At 63.3% G+C, this 15,756-nt stretch carries 17 protein-coding genes and 1 other RNA gene; 16 read left to right on the top strand and 2 right to left on the bottom strand.

The annotated features are described in order from the left end of the window. Positions 1-26 precede the first annotated feature (26 nt). The 7 genes from ACYHH6_RS27135 to ACYHH6_RS27105 all read left to right on the top strand — a co-directional run bounded on the left by ACYHH6_RS27135 (position 27) and on the right by ACYHH6_RS27105 (position 4,019). Positions 27-230, top strand: a complete 204-nt coding sequence (locus ACYHH6_RS27135; RefSeq protein WP_181055739.1) for a hypothetical protein — start codon at positions 27-29, stop codon at positions 228-230. A 210-nt stretch (positions 231-440) separates the two neighbouring features. After that, positions 441-1,160 carry a TerB family tellurite resistance protein gene (locus ACYHH6_RS27130; protein WP_352583881.1) on the top strand — a complete coding sequence of 240 codons (720 nt, stop codon included), beginning with the start codon at positions 441-443 and terminating at the stop codon, positions 1,158-1,160. Further along, a complete protein-coding gene (locus ACYHH6_RS27125) occupies positions 1,157-1,924 on the top strand; it encodes an N-acetylmuramoyl-L-alanine amidase (protein ID WP_352583883.1) in 768 nt (255 codons plus the stop codon). Before ACYHH6_RS27130 ends, ACYHH6_RS27125 begins: the two co-directional genes overlap by 4 nt. Positions 1,925-2,109: 185 nt before the next feature. Then, on the top strand, positions 2,110-2,814 hold the full coding sequence (locus ACYHH6_RS27120; RefSeq protein ID WP_352583884.1) for a lytic transglycosylase domain-containing protein: 705 nt from the start codon (positions 2,110-2,112) through the stop codon (positions 2,812-2,814). Positions 2,815-2,864: 50 nt separating this feature from the next. After that, positions 2,865-3,262, top strand: an RNA gene (rnpB, locus tag ACYHH6_RS27115) — RNase P RNA component class A. A 182-nt stretch (positions 3,263-3,444) separates the two neighbouring features. Further along, the gene (locus ACYHH6_RS27110) at positions 3,445-3,720 is read left to right on the top strand and encodes a type II toxin-antitoxin system ParD family antitoxin (RefSeq protein ID WP_112560374.1); all 276 of its coding nucleotides are present in this window, start codon (positions 3,445-3,447) and stop codon (positions 3,718-3,720) included. After that, the gene (locus tag ACYHH6_RS27105; protein ID WP_352583886.1) at positions 3,717-4,019 is read left to right on the top strand and encodes a type II toxin-antitoxin system RelE/ParE family toxin; all 303 of its coding nucleotides are present in this window, start codon (positions 3,717-3,719) and stop codon (positions 4,017-4,019) included. Before ACYHH6_RS27110 ends, ACYHH6_RS27105 begins: the two co-directional genes overlap by 4 nt. Before the next feature lie 9 nt (positions 4,020-4,028). Here the strand turns inward: ACYHH6_RS27105 and ACYHH6_RS27100 are convergent, their stop codons facing one another. Continuing rightward, positions 4,029-5,144 (bottom strand): cystathionine gamma-lyase, encoded by a 1,116-nt coding sequence (locus ACYHH6_RS27100; RefSeq protein ID WP_352583888.1) that lies wholly within the window; start codon positions 5,142-5,144, stop codon positions 4,029-4,031. A 112-nt stretch (positions 5,145-5,256) separates the two neighbouring features. Further along, positions 5,257-5,550 (bottom strand): hypothetical protein, encoded by a 294-nt coding sequence (locus tag ACYHH6_RS27095; RefSeq protein ID WP_352583890.1) that lies wholly within the window; start codon positions 5,548-5,550, stop codon positions 5,257-5,259. Between ACYHH6_RS27095 and mraZ the strand changes: the two genes are divergently transcribed. From mraZ to ftsW, 9 genes are read left to right on the top strand one after another with little or no spacing between them, the layout of a single operon-like run. Beyond that, positions 5,549-6,007, top strand: coding sequence for a division/cell wall cluster transcriptional repressor MraZ (mraZ, locus tag ACYHH6_RS27090; RefSeq protein ID WP_352583892.1), 459 nt, complete (start codon positions 5,549-5,551; stop codon positions 6,005-6,007). The genes ACYHH6_RS27095 and mraZ overlap by 2 nt on opposite strands. Continuing rightward, a complete protein-coding gene (gene rsmH / locus ACYHH6_RS27085; RefSeq protein ID WP_352583893.1) occupies positions 6,004-7,020 on the top strand; it encodes a 16S rRNA (cytosine(1402)-N(4))-methyltransferase RsmH in 1,017 nt (338 codons plus the stop codon). Before mraZ ends, rsmH begins: the two co-directional genes overlap by 4 nt. Before the next feature lie 4 nt (positions 7,021-7,024). Continuing rightward, a complete protein-coding gene (ftsL, locus tag ACYHH6_RS27080; RefSeq protein WP_192258451.1) occupies positions 7,025-7,417 on the top strand; it encodes a cell division protein FtsL in 393 nt (130 codons plus the stop codon). A gap of 14 nt (positions 7,418-7,431) precedes the next feature. Beyond that, on the top strand, positions 7,432-9,156 hold the full coding sequence (locus ACYHH6_RS27075; protein WP_112560379.1) for a peptidoglycan D,D-transpeptidase FtsI family protein: 1,725 nt from the start codon (positions 7,432-7,434) through the stop codon (positions 9,154-9,156). A gap of 54 nt (positions 9,157-9,210) precedes the next feature. Next, positions 9,211-10,665 carry a UDP-N-acetylmuramoyl-L-alanyl-D-glutamate--2,6-diaminopimelate ligase gene (locus ACYHH6_RS27070; RefSeq protein WP_352583894.1) on the top strand — a complete coding sequence of 485 codons (1,455 nt, stop codon included), beginning with the start codon at positions 9,211-9,213 and terminating at the stop codon, positions 10,663-10,665. Then, positions 10,662-12,095: a UDP-N-acetylmuramoylalanyl-D-glutamyl-2,6-diaminopimelate--D-alanyl-D-alanine ligase gene (locus tag ACYHH6_RS27065; protein ID WP_352583896.1), complete on the top strand. Its 1,434-nt coding sequence runs from the start codon at positions 10,662-10,664 to the stop codon at positions 12,093-12,095. Before ACYHH6_RS27070 ends, ACYHH6_RS27065 begins: the two co-directional genes overlap by 4 nt. Positions 12,096-12,113: 18 nt before the next feature. Next, entirely contained in the window at positions 12,114-13,196 is a 1,083-nt protein-coding gene (gene mraY, locus ACYHH6_RS27060; protein WP_112560382.1) for a phospho-N-acetylmuramoyl-pentapeptide-transferase, read from the top strand. Positions 13,197-13,204: 8 nt separating this feature from the next. After that, entirely contained in the window at positions 13,205-14,605 is a 1,401-nt protein-coding gene (gene murD / locus ACYHH6_RS27055; protein WP_352583897.1) for a UDP-N-acetylmuramoyl-L-alanine--D-glutamate ligase, read from the top strand. Beyond that, positions 14,605-15,756, top strand: coding sequence for a putative lipid II flippase FtsW (ftsW, locus tag ACYHH6_RS27050; protein ID WP_112560384.1), 1,152 nt, complete (start codon positions 14,605-14,607; stop codon positions 15,754-15,756). Before murD ends, ftsW begins: the two co-directional genes overlap by 1 nt.

Genomic DNA, 15,756 nt, shown 5'->3' with positions numbered 1-15,756 from the left:
TGAGCGTGTAGTGAAGGAGAGATGTTATGAAAAAGCTCATTCTTGCGTCCGTTTCTGCCCTGGCCCTGCTCGGCGTTGCCGCCTGCAGCGACAGCGGTACGGACAACACCACCACCCAGAGCACCAATCCGCCGGCGGCCGAACAGCCGATGCAGCCGGCAAACCCCGATACCCCGAAGCCTGCTGAACCGGCTCCGGCAACGCCTGCTCCTGCCGCCCCCGCGCAGTAGCAGCAGTCTCGGTCACTTTGATGTGACGAGAGAGGAGGCCGGCTTCGCGCCGGCCTTCCTGCGTTTAGGGCCGGGGCCGGCCGTTTGGTGGGCTACGATCGGCTCATTCCTATGATTTGCGATCTGGTGCGTCAGCGTTTGCGTAAATCGATCCACCCTCCGGCGCTGTCTTGGCTTGATAGCGGTGGCCGGCGGCCCTAATAAGCGCTCATGTCGATTTGGGATCGCCTTGGCGAGTTCATCAACCGCGTTTCCTCTTCAGCCAATTCGGGCGTCGCCGAAGTGGTCGAGGCCGTGCGAACTGTTTTTTCCGGCGACCCCGATCTGCGCCGGCGCGTTGCCTTCTCTGTGGCGATGATTGCGCTGTCGGCCAAGATGGCCAAGGCCGACGGTATCGTCACCCAGGACGAGGTGCGGGCCTTCCAGGAAATATTCGAGGTGCCGAGAGAGCAGACCCGCAACGTGGCGCGGCTCTACGATCTGGCTAAGCGCGACGTTGCCGGGTTCGAGACCTATGCCGAGCGCATGGCGCAGATGTGCGGCTCGGGCCATTCGAACTGCGTCATGCTGGAAGACATACTCGACGGCCTGTTCCATATCGCCAAGGCCGATGGGCTGGTGCATGAACGCGAAGGCATTTTCCTTCACCGCATCGCCGAGATTTTCCGCATCGACGAGGTGCACTACGAGGCGATCATGGCCAGGCACGTCAATCTTGGCGCCGGGGACCCCTATGTCGTGCTGGGCATCGAGCGCGGCAAGTCGTTCGAGGAGGTCAGGAAGCGGTATCGCAAGCTGGTCTCCGACAATCATCCGGACCGGCTGATCGCGCGCGGCCTGCCGCAGGAGTTCATCAAGATCGCGACGACCAGGGTCGCGGCGATCAACGCGGCCTATGAAATGATCGAGCGGGGCCTTAGGCACGCATGAGCGGCTTCCTGCCCGACGAGCCAGGCGCCGAGGTCAGGGTATCGCCGAATTTCGGCCCGCGGCGCGAGACGCTCAGACCCGACATGATCGTGCTGCACTATACCGGCATGGCGACGGGTGCTACAGCCGAAGCCTGGCTGTGCGACCCCGCCAGCGAAGTTTCCTCACATTATCTCGTCCACGAGGACGGCCGCATCGTCCAGATGGTGCGCGAGAGCGACCGGGCCTGGCATGCCGGCGCAAGTTCCTGGTTCGGGCGCACCGACATCAACTCCTGCTCGGTCGGCATCGAAATCGTCAATCCCGGCCATACGCTCGGTTATTCGGCCTTCCCGAAGCGGCAGATCGAAGCGGTGATTGGCCTCTGCAAAGGGATAATCGGGCGGTATTCTGTCGCGGCTCAACGCGTGCTCGCCCATTCCGACATCGCGCCGGGGCGCAAGATCGATCCGGGCGAGAAATTCCCCTGGAGGGTGCTGTTTGCGGCGGGGGTCGGCCATTTCGTGCCTGCGGCGCCGATCCGGCGCGGCGCGGTATTGAAAGCTGGCGATACCGGCGCCGAGGTCGAAGCGCTGCAGTCGATGCTGGCGCTCTACGGCTATGGCGTGGAGATATCCGGTGTCTTCGACCGCCAAACCGAAATCGTCGTCGAGGCGTTTCAGCGGCATTTCCGGCCACGCCTGGTGGATGGCGTCGCCGACGGTTCGACGATCCGCACGCTGCAAAGCCTGCTGACTTCCCTTAGGTCAGCTGCGTCTAAATAACCTTTTCCTGATATTCGAGTTACAGCCTGTCACTGAAAGTGAATTGCCTCGCCTTGTTCGACACCAATTCGGCCCTCAAAGGCAGTTCGTGCAAGTTATCGGACCTTCAGCCCCCCGAATGTTCCGATATTGATTAGGCGTTGCTGCGCGAAGATCTTCGCGCGGCCCAGACAGAACAGGACCACATGCAGAAATTGACCGTTGTAACGGCAGCTATTGCTGCCGGCGTGATGACTTTTGCCTTCAGCGCGGCCGATGCCGCACCACTGAGCCAGAGGGCAGACCAGGGCTTCATCGCCACCCCCGCCAAAACCGCCATGACGAAAGCGAGCCCAAAAGCCAAGAGGACAGCCACTGCCAAAGTGCAGAAGGCAGCCGTGGTGAAGGCCAGAAAAGCGACGGCCAAGAGGCATTTGAAGCGCGGCAGGAAGAGCATCGACCTGTCGACGACCGCGTCGATCGGCCCAAGCACCGCTGCGGAATCGACGGCGGCGGCCGCGCTCGGCGGCCAGTATTCGGCGATCATCGCCCGCTACGCGGCGGCCGAAGGCGTGCCGGTATCGCTGGCCAAGGCGGTGATCAAGATCGAGAGCAATTACCGGCCCAACATCGTCGGCAGCGCTGGCGAGATCGGTCTGATGCAGATCAAGCCGGCAACGGCGCGGATGATGGGTTACAGCGGTTCGGCCAAGGGCCTGTTTGATCCCGACACCAACATCAAATACGGCATGAAGTATCTCGCCATGGCGCGCAACCTCGGTGGCGGCACAACCTGCGGCACCATCCTGAAATACAATGCCGGCCATGCCGCGACGCGGATGAACCCGGTGTCGGCCGCCTATTGCGGCAAGGTCAAGGTGCAGATGGCGGCCCTTGGATCTCCCGCATAAGTCTGCTTTTTCATTTGCGTTTTGGAACGTGAACCCCTTTATACGCTCTGCCAGCTGGCCGGGCGGCCGCACCCGCAAAGCCGAAAGGCTGCGGGTGAGGAAAGTCCGGGCTCCATGGAGACACGGTGCCGGTTAATGGCCGGCGGGGGCGACCCCAGGGAAAGTGCCACAGAAAGCAAACCGCCACGATTTATCGGGGTAAGGGTGAAAGGGTGGGGTAAGAGCCCACCGCGCGACTGGCAACAGGAGCGGCACGGTAAACCCCACCGGGAGCAAGACCGAATAGGGACGGTGCGAGGGGAAACCTTCGAGGGCTGTTTCCGGCCCACCGTCCGGGTAGGTTGCGTGAGGCGCATGGCAACATGCGCCCAAGATGAATGGCCGCCACGTTCTCGTTCCGCAAGGGGCGAGGGCCATACAAAACCCGGCTTACAGGCCAGCTGGCAATTCTCCACGATGTCGAAGATCTTTTGAGATCAGCAGGTTGCGCCCTTGGGCGCGCCTTTTGATTCAGGTGCTTCAGCAGTTGAATCAACCGCGCGGGGTGGGCTGAAAGCAATGGACGTTCTTGAAGCTGGTGCGATTAAATCGTACCATGGCCATCGTGGTGGATGGATCAAGGAGCACGTCATGGGTCATGTCGACAAACGCAGCATCACGCTTTCGCCGGAACTGGCGGCGGCGGTCGACGATGTCGTGGCCGCCGGTGAATATGCGTCGGCCAGCGAAGTGATCCGCGACGCGCTCCGGCAATGGAAAGACCGTCGCGACCTGCTCGGCTACACGGTCGAGGAACTGCGCAGGCTGGTGCAGGAGGGGATCGACAGCGGGCCGGGACGGTTTGCGTCGATGGATGAGATCAAGGCCGAAGCACGCAGACGATTGAGAGGCGATGACGCAGCATGAGCTTGCTGCCCATCGTCCGCAATGCGCGCGCAGAAGAGGACCTGATCGCTATCTGGCTGCACGTTGCACCAGACAGCGAGCCTGCGGCCGATCGGCTCCTCGATCGGATTGAGGCACGCCGGCAGCAACTGGCGACGTATCCATACTCCGGCGCACCGCGTGATGATATCGCCCCTGGTATCCGCCATCTGATCGTTAGCGAATATCTCATTCTGTATCGCGTCCGAGAGGACGCAATCGAGATTGTCCGTGTCCTGCACGGCAGGCGCAATGCCGGCGCCGACGACGTCGTCACCTAAGCGGTCGCCTCAAGCGCCGATTTTGTCCAGCGATGCCTCGATCGCCGCCCAAAGCTCCTCCACGGGCTCGCAACCCACCGACAGGCGCACGAAGCCGGGCGGAACCGCGTCGCCGCGCTTGGCACGCCGCTCGGCCGAGGTGTGGACGCCGCCGAAGGATGTCGCCGCCTGCATCAGGGTGCAGTTGTTGATGAAATCCTCGGCCTTGCCCTCTGAGGCGAGTTCGAAGGAGACGAGAAAACCGAAACGTTCCATCTGGGCGCGGGCGAGGTTGTGCGAGGGGTCGCCTTCCAGTCCGGGATAGCGCAGGCCGCTCACGGCACGATGGTTTTTCAGGCGCTTTGCGATCTCCTCCGCCGAAGAACACATGCGGTCGAAGCGCACATCCAGCGTCTCCAGGCCGCGATGCACCAGCCATGCCTCGAACGGTCCGGGAATGCCGCCCGCCATCTCACGCCAGCCGGTGACGGCGGCAATGATCTCCGGATTGCGGCTGGCGACATGGCCGAACAACACGTCGGAATGACCGTTGGCCGCCTTGGTGTCGGCGGCAATGACGACGTCGGCGCCAAGATCGAGCGGACGTTGGCCGAACGGCGTCATCGTCGTGTTGTCGACGACGACCGTTGCCCCCGCGCGGTGGGCAGCCTCGGCGACGGCTGTGATGTCGCAGATGTCCAATCGCGGATTTGACGGGGTCTCCGCATAGACAAGGCGGTAGCCGTCGAAGCCGCCGTCGAGAAAGGTCGATGTCGGTCTGAGATCATAGGTGATGCCGAATGGCTTCAGGAAACGCTCGGCCAGCGCGCGCGTGGCATGATAGCCGTCCGAGGGCAGCAGGACACGGTCGCCCGATTTCAACAGGCCGAAAAACACCGCCGAGATCGCCGCCATTCCCGAGGGGAAGCCGACGCATGGAGCGTCTTCCAGATGCGCCAGCATATGCTCGACCGCATCCCAGGTGGCGTTGCTGTAGCGGCCGTACTGACTGTATCCGGCGCCATCGCCTGGATTATGGAAAATGGCAGCCATGGTCAGCGGCAAAGGGATGGGGTCGCCTTTGGCAAGCCCGTCGCGACGCAGATGGGCAAGGGAGGCCGCGCGTGACCTGGCTGTTTCGGACATGGATTTTCTAACCTTGTTGCTGGGCGGAAAGACGGCTGACGCTATGCGCGGCAGCGGTGCACGGCAAGCCGCTTCCGGTTGGGCCAAGGCCGCTCTAAACGCTTCGTTAGGCTTAATGGAGGATAAAGACGGGAGTGTCGTCAAAGCTGCTCTCACCGGTTGTGGCGCGCGCGTTTGTGAAGCCTGTTCCCGTTGACGCCCATAGTGCCCCATGATATCCCATTTCGATACCAAAGCCTTCGTTCCGCGTCAGGGTAAAGCGTACGCCAATCGGCCAGCCGCGGCGGCTGTGCGTTTGCGGGGTTTTACTGTTGGGACCGAAGCAGTTTTTCGGCAGGGGACGCGCAGCAGCGCGGACGAAAACATGGAGAGGGGTGCGGCGGCGGAAGCGGCTGTAGCGTGTCATGGACCGGTTTCTGTCAAGCGCGGTGAACAGGATCGATGCGAAGGGGCGGGTCTCCGTTCCGGCGCATTTCCGCGCGGTCGTGCAGAAGCGCGGCTATTCGGACCTCTACGCACTGCGTTGCCTGGATGTCGCGGCGATGGATGTCGGCGGGCTCGACCTGCTCGACCGTTACGAGCAGCGCATCGCGCTGGAAGATCCTTTCCTGCAGACGGCGGACGACATGTCGTTCTTCTGCCATGGCGACGGGACGTTCCTGAAGCTCGATCAGGACGGCCGCATCACGATGAGCGATTTCATCCGCGAGCATACGGGCATCTCGAGCGAAGTGGCTTTTGTCGGCCGCGGCAATTTCTTTCAAGTTTGGGAACCCGGGCGGCTTGCCGCCTACGGGGCGCAGGCGCGCGCCCGGCTTTTGCAGCTTCGGCAGGGGACGAAGCCTGGGGAGCGACCGGAATGATGGCGGATCACGGCGATGATATCAGCGCCGTTGGCGGATCGGTCCGTCACATTCCGGTCCTCCTTGCCGAAGTGCTGGAAGCGCTCTCGCCCAAAGCTGGCGATGTGATCGTCGACGGTACCTTCGGCGCTGGCGGCTACACCAAGGCGATCCTGGCGAGCGGCGCCTCGGTGGTGGCGATCGATCGCGATCCGGACGCCATCGCCGCGGGGCGGACCCTGGAACAGCAATCCGGAGGCAGGCTGAGGCTGGTGCAGGCACCGTTCTCGACGCTGGACGAGCAGGTCGAAAGCGCCGACGGCGTTGTGCTCGACATCGGCATTTCCTCCATGCAGGTCGACCAGGCTGAACGCGGCTTTTCGTTCCGCGCCGACGGGCCGCTCGACATGCGCATGGCACAGGCCGGCTTGAGCGCTGCCGATGTCGTTAATTCGTTCAAGACGGGCGATCTTGCCCGCATCTTCGGCTTCCTTGGCGAGGAGCGCAACGCCGGCCGCATCGCCCGCATGATCGAGAGCCGGCGCGAAAAACGCCCGTTCGAGCGCACGCTCGACCTTGCCGACGCCATCGAGACGCATATCGGTCGCGCGCCGAAGGACAAGATCCATCCGGCCACCCGCGTCTTCCAGGCGCTGCGCATTTTCGTCAATGACGAGCTTGGCGAACTGGCCAAAGCCTTGGTGGCGTCAGAGCGCGTGCTGAAGCCCGGCGGGCGGCTTGCCGTGGTGACGTTCCATTCGCTGGAAGACCGCATCGTCAAGCGCTTCATCGCCGACCGCGCCGACGCGGTGACTGGCTCGCGCCATATGCCCGAGGCGCATGCACGCAGCGCCACCTTCCGCAAGGCCGGTGGCGGCGTGACGCCCGGCGACGCTGAAATAGCAGCCAATCCGCGGGCGCGCTCCGCCAGGCTTCGCGCTGCGATCCGCACCGAGGCGCCGGCGCGCGCCGGTGATCTTTCTATTTTCGGCCTTCCAAAGCTTCCCGGCATCCAGGCGCCGCGAGAGAGGTGAACAATTGTTTCGAACCAGCGACATAGTCCTGATCGCCGTCATGGTCTCGGCCGCGGCTCTGACCTACAAGGCCAAGCGCGAGGCCGAGGAACAACTGGCTTCGGTGCAGAAGATCGAGGCGCAGATCCGCTATGAGGAGGACACGATCGACCTGCTCAAGGCCGACTGGAGCCTGCTGACCCAGCCGTCGCGCCTGCAGAAGCTGGCTGAAACCTACAAATCGCAGCTCGCACTCGAGCCGGTCAATGCGCGGCAGATCGTCGGGATCGACGACCTGCCGGCAAAACCGCTCAACATCGAGGACCTGTCGTCGCAGCGGCTCGGCGGCATGGCCGATAATTCCGGCAAAGGACCGGCTGGCAAGGATCCCGTAGTGACCGGAGCCATCGTGCAATGACCGTCGGGTTTCCAATGAGCGTCAAGCTTCCGAAGATCGGTGGGTTGCTGAAACGGCGCGCAAGGACCGGCGAGGACGGCTCGATCGTCGTCGAAGGCGCGCGCAAGGCGACCGGCGGCAAGGCCAAGACCCGCATCATCATGACGATGGCGGTGTTCTTCGGCATCTATTCCACCATCGCCGGACGGCTGGTCTATCTCGGTTTCCAGAACCCCGACATGTCGAACGGGCCGCAGAGCCGGGTGACGGCATCGCGGCCTGACATTGTCGACCGCAACGGCGAGGTGCTGGCGACCGACATCAAGACGGCATCGCTGTTTGCCGAGCCGCGCCGCATCGTCGATGCCGACGAGGCGATCGAAAAGCTGTCGACCATTCTGCCCGATATCGATCCCGAGCAGACCTACCACAAGCTGAAGAGCGGCGCCGGCTTCGTCTGGCTGCAGCGGCAGCTGACGCCCAAGCAGCAAGCCGACATCATGCAGCTTGGTATTCCAGGCATCGGCTTTCGCACCGAAAAGCGCCGCTTCTATCCGGCCGGCGTGACCTCATCCTACATTGTCGGCCTCACCAACATCGACAATCAGGGCATCTCTGGCATGGAGAAATACATCGACGAGCAGGGCTTAAGCGACTTGCAGGCCTCTGGCCTTGCGGTGGCGAAGGACCTGAAGCCGGTGCAGCTTTCGATCGATCTGCGCGTCCAGCATGTGGTGCGCGACGAGATCGCCGCCGGCCTCGAACGCTATCGCGCCATGGGCGCCGGCGCCGTCGTGCTCAACATCAAGACCGGCGAAGTGGTGGCCATGGCCTCGGTGCCGGATTTCGATCCGAACAATCCCTTTAATGCGCAAGACAAGGACCGGCTGAACCGCATGTCCGCCGGCCTCTACGAGATGGGCTCGACCTTCAAGAGCTTTACCTCGGCGATGGCACTCGATTCCGGCAAGGCTAACATGAACAGCCGTTTCGACGCGTCGCATCCGATCCGTGTCGGCCATCAGGCCATCCACGATTTTCATGGCAAGAACCGCGTGCTGTCGCTGCCGGAAGTGTTCCTCTATTCCTCCAACATCGGATCGGCCCGCGAGGCCGAGCTGGTCGGCATCGAGGGGCACCGCGAATTCCTGCATCGCCTCGGCCTTTTGGACAGGATGCAGACCGAACTGCCTGAGGTCGCACGCCCGACCGAGCCCAAGGTCTGGAAACAGGTCAACTCGTTCACCATCGCCTTCGGCCATGGCGTGTCGACGACGCCGCTGCAGGCCGCGGTCGGCTGCGCGGCACTGATGCAGGGCTACCTGATCCAGCCGACATTCCTGGTCCGCAGCCAGCAGGAAGCCATGGCGGTGGCCAAGAGAGTGGTCAGCGAAAAGACGGTGGAGGGCATGCGTTACCTCTACACGCTCAATGCCGAGAAGGGCTCGGCCAGAAACGCCAGGGCCCCTGGCTACCGCGTTGGCGGCAAGACTGGAACGGCCGAGAAGGTCATCAATGGCCGCTACTCGAAGGAACTGAATTTCAACACCTTCGTCGCCGCTTTCCCGATGGACGATCCGCAATATCTGGTGTTTACGATTGCCGACGCTCCGCACCCGGAAAAGCCCGGGATGACCGACGTTGCCGCCAACAATGCGGGGGTTATGGCCGGCAATATCATCCGGCGGGCAGCGGCCATGCTTGGCGTGAAGCCAGATTTCAGCCATGAAAATGGTGCAACGCTGGTTTCCTATCAGTGATTCTTGGGGCGCGCCGGCAACTGCGCGCTATTTTGTTGCGATGAACGGGGTTCGATGTACCTGAAAGATTTAGCCGGTATCCTGCCTGTCGAGGGAACAGCGTCCCGCGATCTGGAGGTAACCGGGATTTCGTCGGATTCCCGCCAGGTCAAACCCGGCGTCGTCTTTTTCGCGCTCGCCGGCAGCAAGGCGGACGGCGCCGCCTATGCTGCCGATGCGGCAAAACGCGGCGCGGCGGCGGTTGTTGTGGGTAAGGCCAGCGCGATTGCCGGCCTGTCGGTTCCGGTGCTGAGCGTCGATGATCCGCGTCTGGCGCTGGCGCTGAGCGCCGCGCGTTTCTTCGGCAAGCAGCCTGAGACCATGGTCGCAGTGACCGGCACCGCGGGCAAGACGTCGGTCGCTGCCTTCACCAGGCAGATCTGGGAGCAGGCCGGCTTGGCCGCCGCTTCAATCGGCACCACCGGCGTGGTGGCGCCGGGCCGCAACGAGTATGGATCGCTGACCACGCCCGATCCAGTGGCTTTGCACCAATTGCTCCAGGAATTGGCGGAGGCCGGCGTCACCCATGCCTCGATGGAGGCCTCCAGCCATGGTCTCGACCAGCGCCGTCTCGATGGCGTCAAGCTCGCCGCTGGTGGTTTCACCAATCTCGGCCGCGACCATATGGACTACCATCCGACGGTCGAGGACTATCACCGCGCAAAATTGCGCCTGTTCGATGCGTTGCTGCCGAAAGGCGCGCCGGCCATCATCTTCGCCGACGATCCGTGGTCTGCGCCGACAGTCAAGGCAGCGCAGACGGCCGGGCTCAAAGTGCTGACGGTCGGCCGCCACGGCGATTTCCTCAAGCTGAAGCGGGTCGAGCACGAGCGCCACCGCCAGCGCGCCGAGGTCGAAGCCGATGGCGTGCTCTACGAGATCGACCTGCCGTTGGCGGGTGATTTCCAGATCACCAACGCCCTGGTTTCGGCCGGTCTGGCGATTTCCACTGGAACACCAGTCGCCAAGGCCTTGATGGCATTGGAGAAACTCCAGGGGGCGCCAGGCCGGCTCGACCTTGTCGGCGCGACCGCCAATGGTGCGCCGGTCTATGTTGATTATGCCCACAAGCCGGACGCACTGGAAAATGTGCTGGCCGCTGTGCGCCCGTTCACCACCGGCCGCGTCATTGTCGTGTTCGGCTGCGGCGGCGACCGCGACCGGGGAAAAAGGCCGATCATGGGCGAGATCGCCACACGGCTTGCCGATATCGTCATCGTCACCGACGACAATCCGCGTTCGGAAGTGCCGGAAACGATCCGCGCCGCGATCCTGGCGGCGGCGCCCGGCGCCATCGAGATCGGCGACCGCCGCAAGGCGATCCACGAAGCGGTCGCCATGCTCAAGGCCGGCGACACGCTGATCGTTGCCGGCAAGGGTCACGAAGAAGGCCAGACCATCGGCGCCGAGACATTTCCTTTCTCAGACCATGAGGAAGTTCGCTCGGCGTTGCGGGAGCGGGCCGCATGAGCGTGCTCTGGACTGCCGATGCGCTGGTTGACGCCATGGGCGGACGGCCGCTCGGGCCAATGCCGGAGGGCATATCGGGGATCTCGATCGACAGCCGCAGCCTGCAGCCGGGCGACGCCTTCTTCGCCATCAAAGGCGAGGCGATGGACGGCCATGATTTCGCGACCGCGGCGATCAAGGCCGGCGCCGGCGTTCTGGTTGTCGCCGAAGGCAAACTGCCATCGCTCGGGCGGCTGACGGCGCCGATGATCGTCGTGCAGGATGTGCTGGCGGCACTCGAAAAACTTGGCGTCGCCGCGCGCGAGCGTTCCAAGGCGAAGATCATCGGGGTGACCGGCTCTGCCGGCAAGACCACCACCAAGGAAGCGCTGCGCCATGTGCTGTCGGCCGTCGGCAAGGTGCATGCCTCGGCGCAATCCTTCAACAATCATTGGGGTGTGCCGCTGACGCTGGCGCGCATGCCGGACGATTGCGACTATGCGGTGTTCGAGATCGGCATGAACCATCCCGGCGAGATCCGGCCGCTGGTCAAGATGGTCCGGCCGCATGTCGCCATCGTCACGCTGATCGCCGCCGCACATCTCGGCTTCTTCAAAAATCTCGACGAGATCGCCAAGGCCAAGGCCGAGATTTTTGAAGGCATCGAGCCCGGCGGTGCTGCCTTGCTCAACCGCGACGATGGGCGCTGGAAGCTGCTCGACAAAATGGCGCGTGCCGCTGGCGTCGAACACGTCTTCGGCTTCGGCGAAAACGCCCGCTCGACCTACAAGCTCACCAAATGCGAGCTGCATGCCGATCATTCCGACATCACCGCCAGGATCGGCGGTCAGGACATCGTCGCCCGCATCGGCGCGCCCGGCCGCCACATGGTGCAGAATGTGCTCGCGGTTCTCGGCGCGGCGCATCTGGTTGAAGCCGACATCGGCAAGGTGGCGGAGGCGCTGGCCGATCTCTCTGCCGAGCGCGGTCGCGGCAAGCGCCACGTGCTGCGCCACCCCAAGGGACCGATCACGCTGATCGATGAAAGCTATAACGCCAATCCGGCGTCGATGGCTGCGGCCATGGCGCTGCTCAACGCGACGCCTGTCACGGGCGAGGGCCGGCGCATCGCCGTGCTCGGCGACATGCTCGAACTCGGCGACCATTCGGCCAAGCTCCATGCCGCCCTGGCCGAATTGATCGTCGGTACCGGCACGAACACGGTCTTTCTCGGCGGTCCGGAAATGCGGGCCCTGGCCGATATCCTGCCCGACGAAATTACCTCGGAATACCGCGCGGGCGCCGAGGAGTTGAAGCCGCTGCTGTTGTCAGGGCTGAAGGCCGGTGACGTCGTGATGATCAAATCGTCAAAAGGCATCGGCTTTTCAAAACTGGTCGAGGCCTTGCTCAGCAAATATCCGGCGGAAGCCGCAGGCACGAAACAAACCTAGTCCGGGGGACGGAATCGCATGTTTACATTGCTCGTCGATTTTGCGGACAAGATCTCGGTCTTCAATGTCTTCCGCTACATAACCTTCCGCACCGGCGGCGCGCTGATCACCTCGGCGCTGATCGTCTTCATCTTCGGGCCGACCATCATCAATTCGCTGAGACTCAGGCAAGGCAAGGGTCAGCCGATCCGCGCCGACGGGCCGCAGACGCATTTCAAGAAAGCCGGCACGCCGACCATGGGCGGGCTGATGATCCTGTGCGGCATCATTGGCTCGTCGCTTCTGTGGGCGAACCTCTCCTCGATCTATGTCTGGGTGGTGCTGCTGGTGACGCTGGGCTTCGGCTCGATCGGCTTTTACGACGACTATCTCAAGGTGACCAAGCAGTCGCATCTCGGCTTTTCCGGCAAGGCACGGCTGGCGCTGGAATTCGTCATCGCCGGCATTGCCGCCTGGGTAATCATGCACAACGGCCAGGCGCCGTTCTCCTCGTCGCTGACTTTCCCCTTTGCCAAGGAATTCATCGTCAATCTTGGCTGGTTCTTCGTGCCGTTCTCCTGCTTCGTCATTGTCGGCGCCGGCAATGCGGTGAATTTGACCGACGGCCTCGACGGGCTGGCGATCGTCCCGATCATGATCGCGGCGGCGTCCTTCGGCGTCATCGCCTACCTCTCCGGCAACGCCGTGTTCGCCGAATATCTGCAGATCCATTTCGTGCCCGGCACCGGCGAGCTGGCCGTCGTGCTCGGCGCCGTCATCGGCGCCGGCCTCGGCTTCCTCTGGTTCAACGCGCCGCCGGCGGCAATCTTCATGGGCGACACCGGTTCGCTGGCCATGGGCGGCCTGATCGGCACGGTTGCGGTCGCCACCAAGCATGAGATCGTGCTGGTCATCGTCGGCGGATTGTTTGTCGTGGAAATCCTGTCGGTCATCATTCAGGTCGGCTACTTCAAGATGACCGGCAAGCGCGTCTTCCTGATGGCGCCGATCCACCATCATTTCGAAAAACTCGGCTGGACCGAAAGCCAGGTGGTGATCCGCTTCTGGATAATCGCCGTCATCCTGGCGCTGGTCGGCCTGTCGACCCTCAAGCTGAGATAGGAGCCCGCTTGATCCCCGCCGCATCCTTCTCGGGCAAACGCGTTTCGCTCTTCGGGCTCGGTGGCTCGGGGACCGCCACGGCGCGCGCGCTGATCGAGGGCGGGGCCGACGTTCTGGGCTGGGACGACAATCCCGACAGCGTCGCCAAGGCCGCCGGCCAGGGCATTGCTACCGCCGATCTGCGCGGCGCCGATTGGGCGAAATTCTCGGCCTTCGTGCTGTCGCCCGGCGTGCCGCTGACCCATCCCAAGCCGCACTGGACGGTGGAACTTGCGCGCGGCGCCGGCGTCGAGGTGATCGGCGACATCGAGTTGTTCTGCCGCGAGCGGATCGCGCGCGCGCCCACAGCACCCTTCATCGCCATCACCGGCACCAACGGCAAGTCGACGACCACGGCGCTGACTGCGCATATCCTGAAATCGGCAGGCCACGACACGCAGATGGGCGGCAATATCGGCCGCGCCGTCATGACGCTCGATCCGCCGCAGGCGGACCGGCACTATGTCGTCGAATGCTCGTCCTACCAGATCGATCTGGCGCCCTCGATCAATCCGACGGCCGGCATCCTGCTCAATCTGACGCCCGATCATCTCGACCGCCATGGCACCATGCAGCACTACGCTTCGATCAAGGAGCGGCTGGTCGCCGGCAGCGAAACCGCCATCGTCGGCGTCGACGATTCCTGGTGCGCGCAGATCGCCGACCGGCTGGAACGGGCGGGCAGGCAGGTTATCCGCATCTCCAAGCGGCTGCCGCTGACCGATGGCTATTTCGCCGACGGCTCCAATCTGATGGAAGCCGTACATGGCCGCTACAGCCGCGTCGCCTTCCTCGAAGGCATCGGTTCGCTGCGCGGCCAGCACAATGCGCAGAATGCGCTTGCCGCGGTGGCCTCGTGTCTCAAGGTCGGCTTAAGCCTCGGCGAGATACAGGCGGGGCTCGAGAGCTTCCCGGGCCTCGCGCATCGCATGGAGCAGGTCGGCCGCAAGGACCATGTGCTGTTCGTCAACGATTCCAAGGCGACCAATGCCGATGCGGCGGCGCCGGCGCTGTCGAGTTTTCCGCGCATCTACTGGATCGCCGGCGGGCTGCCCAAGGAAGGCGGTATCGAGCCGCTGCGCGGGTTCTTCCCGCGTATCGCCAAGGCCTATCTGATCGGCGAGGCGGCGCCTGCCTTTTCGGCGACGCTGGGCGAAGCCGTGCCTTATGAAATCTCGGGCACGCTGGCCGCCGCGGTCGACCATGCCGCGAACGACGCGGCCAAGGATGACAGCGGCGAGGTGGCGGTGTTGCTGTCGCCGGCCTGCGCCAGTTTCGACCAGTTCAAGAATTTCGAAGTTCGCGGCGAAGCCTTCAGGCAAGCTGCGAATGCTATCGAGGGTGTGAAACCCATCGGAGGGGCACGATAATGCAAAGCCGTCTCGACAAAAGCCCGGTTGCAACCTGGTGGTGGACGATCGATCGCTGGTTCCTGGCGGCGTTCCTGTCGCTGATGGGGCTGGGCATCGTGCTCTCCTTCGCGGCTAGCCCGGCGGTGGCCGAACGCATCGGCCTCGACAGTTTCCACTTTGCCACCAGGCAGATCATTTTCACCGTGCCGGCGCTCGGCGTGATGCTGGCGGTCTCATTCCTGGAATCGCGGCAGATTCGGCGCATGGCGTTGGTCATCCTGTGCATTATGCTAGTGCTGATGGTGGCGGTGCTCTACATCGGCGTCGAAGTGAAGGGCGCGCGGCGCTGGGTGTCGTTTGTCGGCATGTCGATCCAGCCGTCGGAATTTTTGAAACCTGCCTTTGTCATCGTCTGCGCGTGGCTGTTCGCCGAACACAAGCGCCAGCCTGACATTCCAGGCAATTTGTTCGCGATGCTGCTTTTGATCCTGGTCATCTCGCTTTTGGTGGCGCAGCCCGATCTTGGCCAGACCATGCTGGTGACCGGCACCTGGGGCGTCATGTTCTTCATGGCCGGCCTGCCATGGCTGTGGATCATCGCGCTTGGCGCCACCGGCGCCAGCGGCCTGTTTGCCGCCTATACCGTGTTCCCGCACGTCGCCGCCCGCATCGACAAGTTCCTGACCGGCGAAGGCGACACGTTCCAGGTCGATATGGGCCGTGAGGCGCTGATCAACGGCCACTGGTTCGGCGTCGGGCCGGGTGAGGGCACGGTCAAGCGCGTCATCCCCGACGCGCATGCCGATTTCGTGTTTTCGGTCGCCGGCGAAGAGTTCGGGCTGATCATGTGCTTCTTCATCATGTCGATCTTCGCCTTCATCGTGCTGCGCGGCCTCAACACGGCACTCAAGGAGCATGACGATTTCACCCGCTATGCCGTCGGCGGCCTTGTCACCGTGTTCGGCCTGCAGTCGGTCATCAACATGTGCGTCAATCTGCAGCTGATGCCGGCCAAGGGCATGACTCTGCCGTTCATCTCCTATGGCGGCTCTTCACAGATCGCCATTGCCATCTCGATGGGCATGGTGCTGGCGCTGACGCGCAAGCGTCCGGAAAAGCGCAAGCAGATGGGCTTTGCCCTGTCGCAGCGCGCCCTGCCGGCGGAGTGA

Source organism: Mesorhizobium sp. P171375, from assembly GCF_057786075.1.
This window is presented reverse-complemented; position numbering and strand designations above follow the sequence as displayed.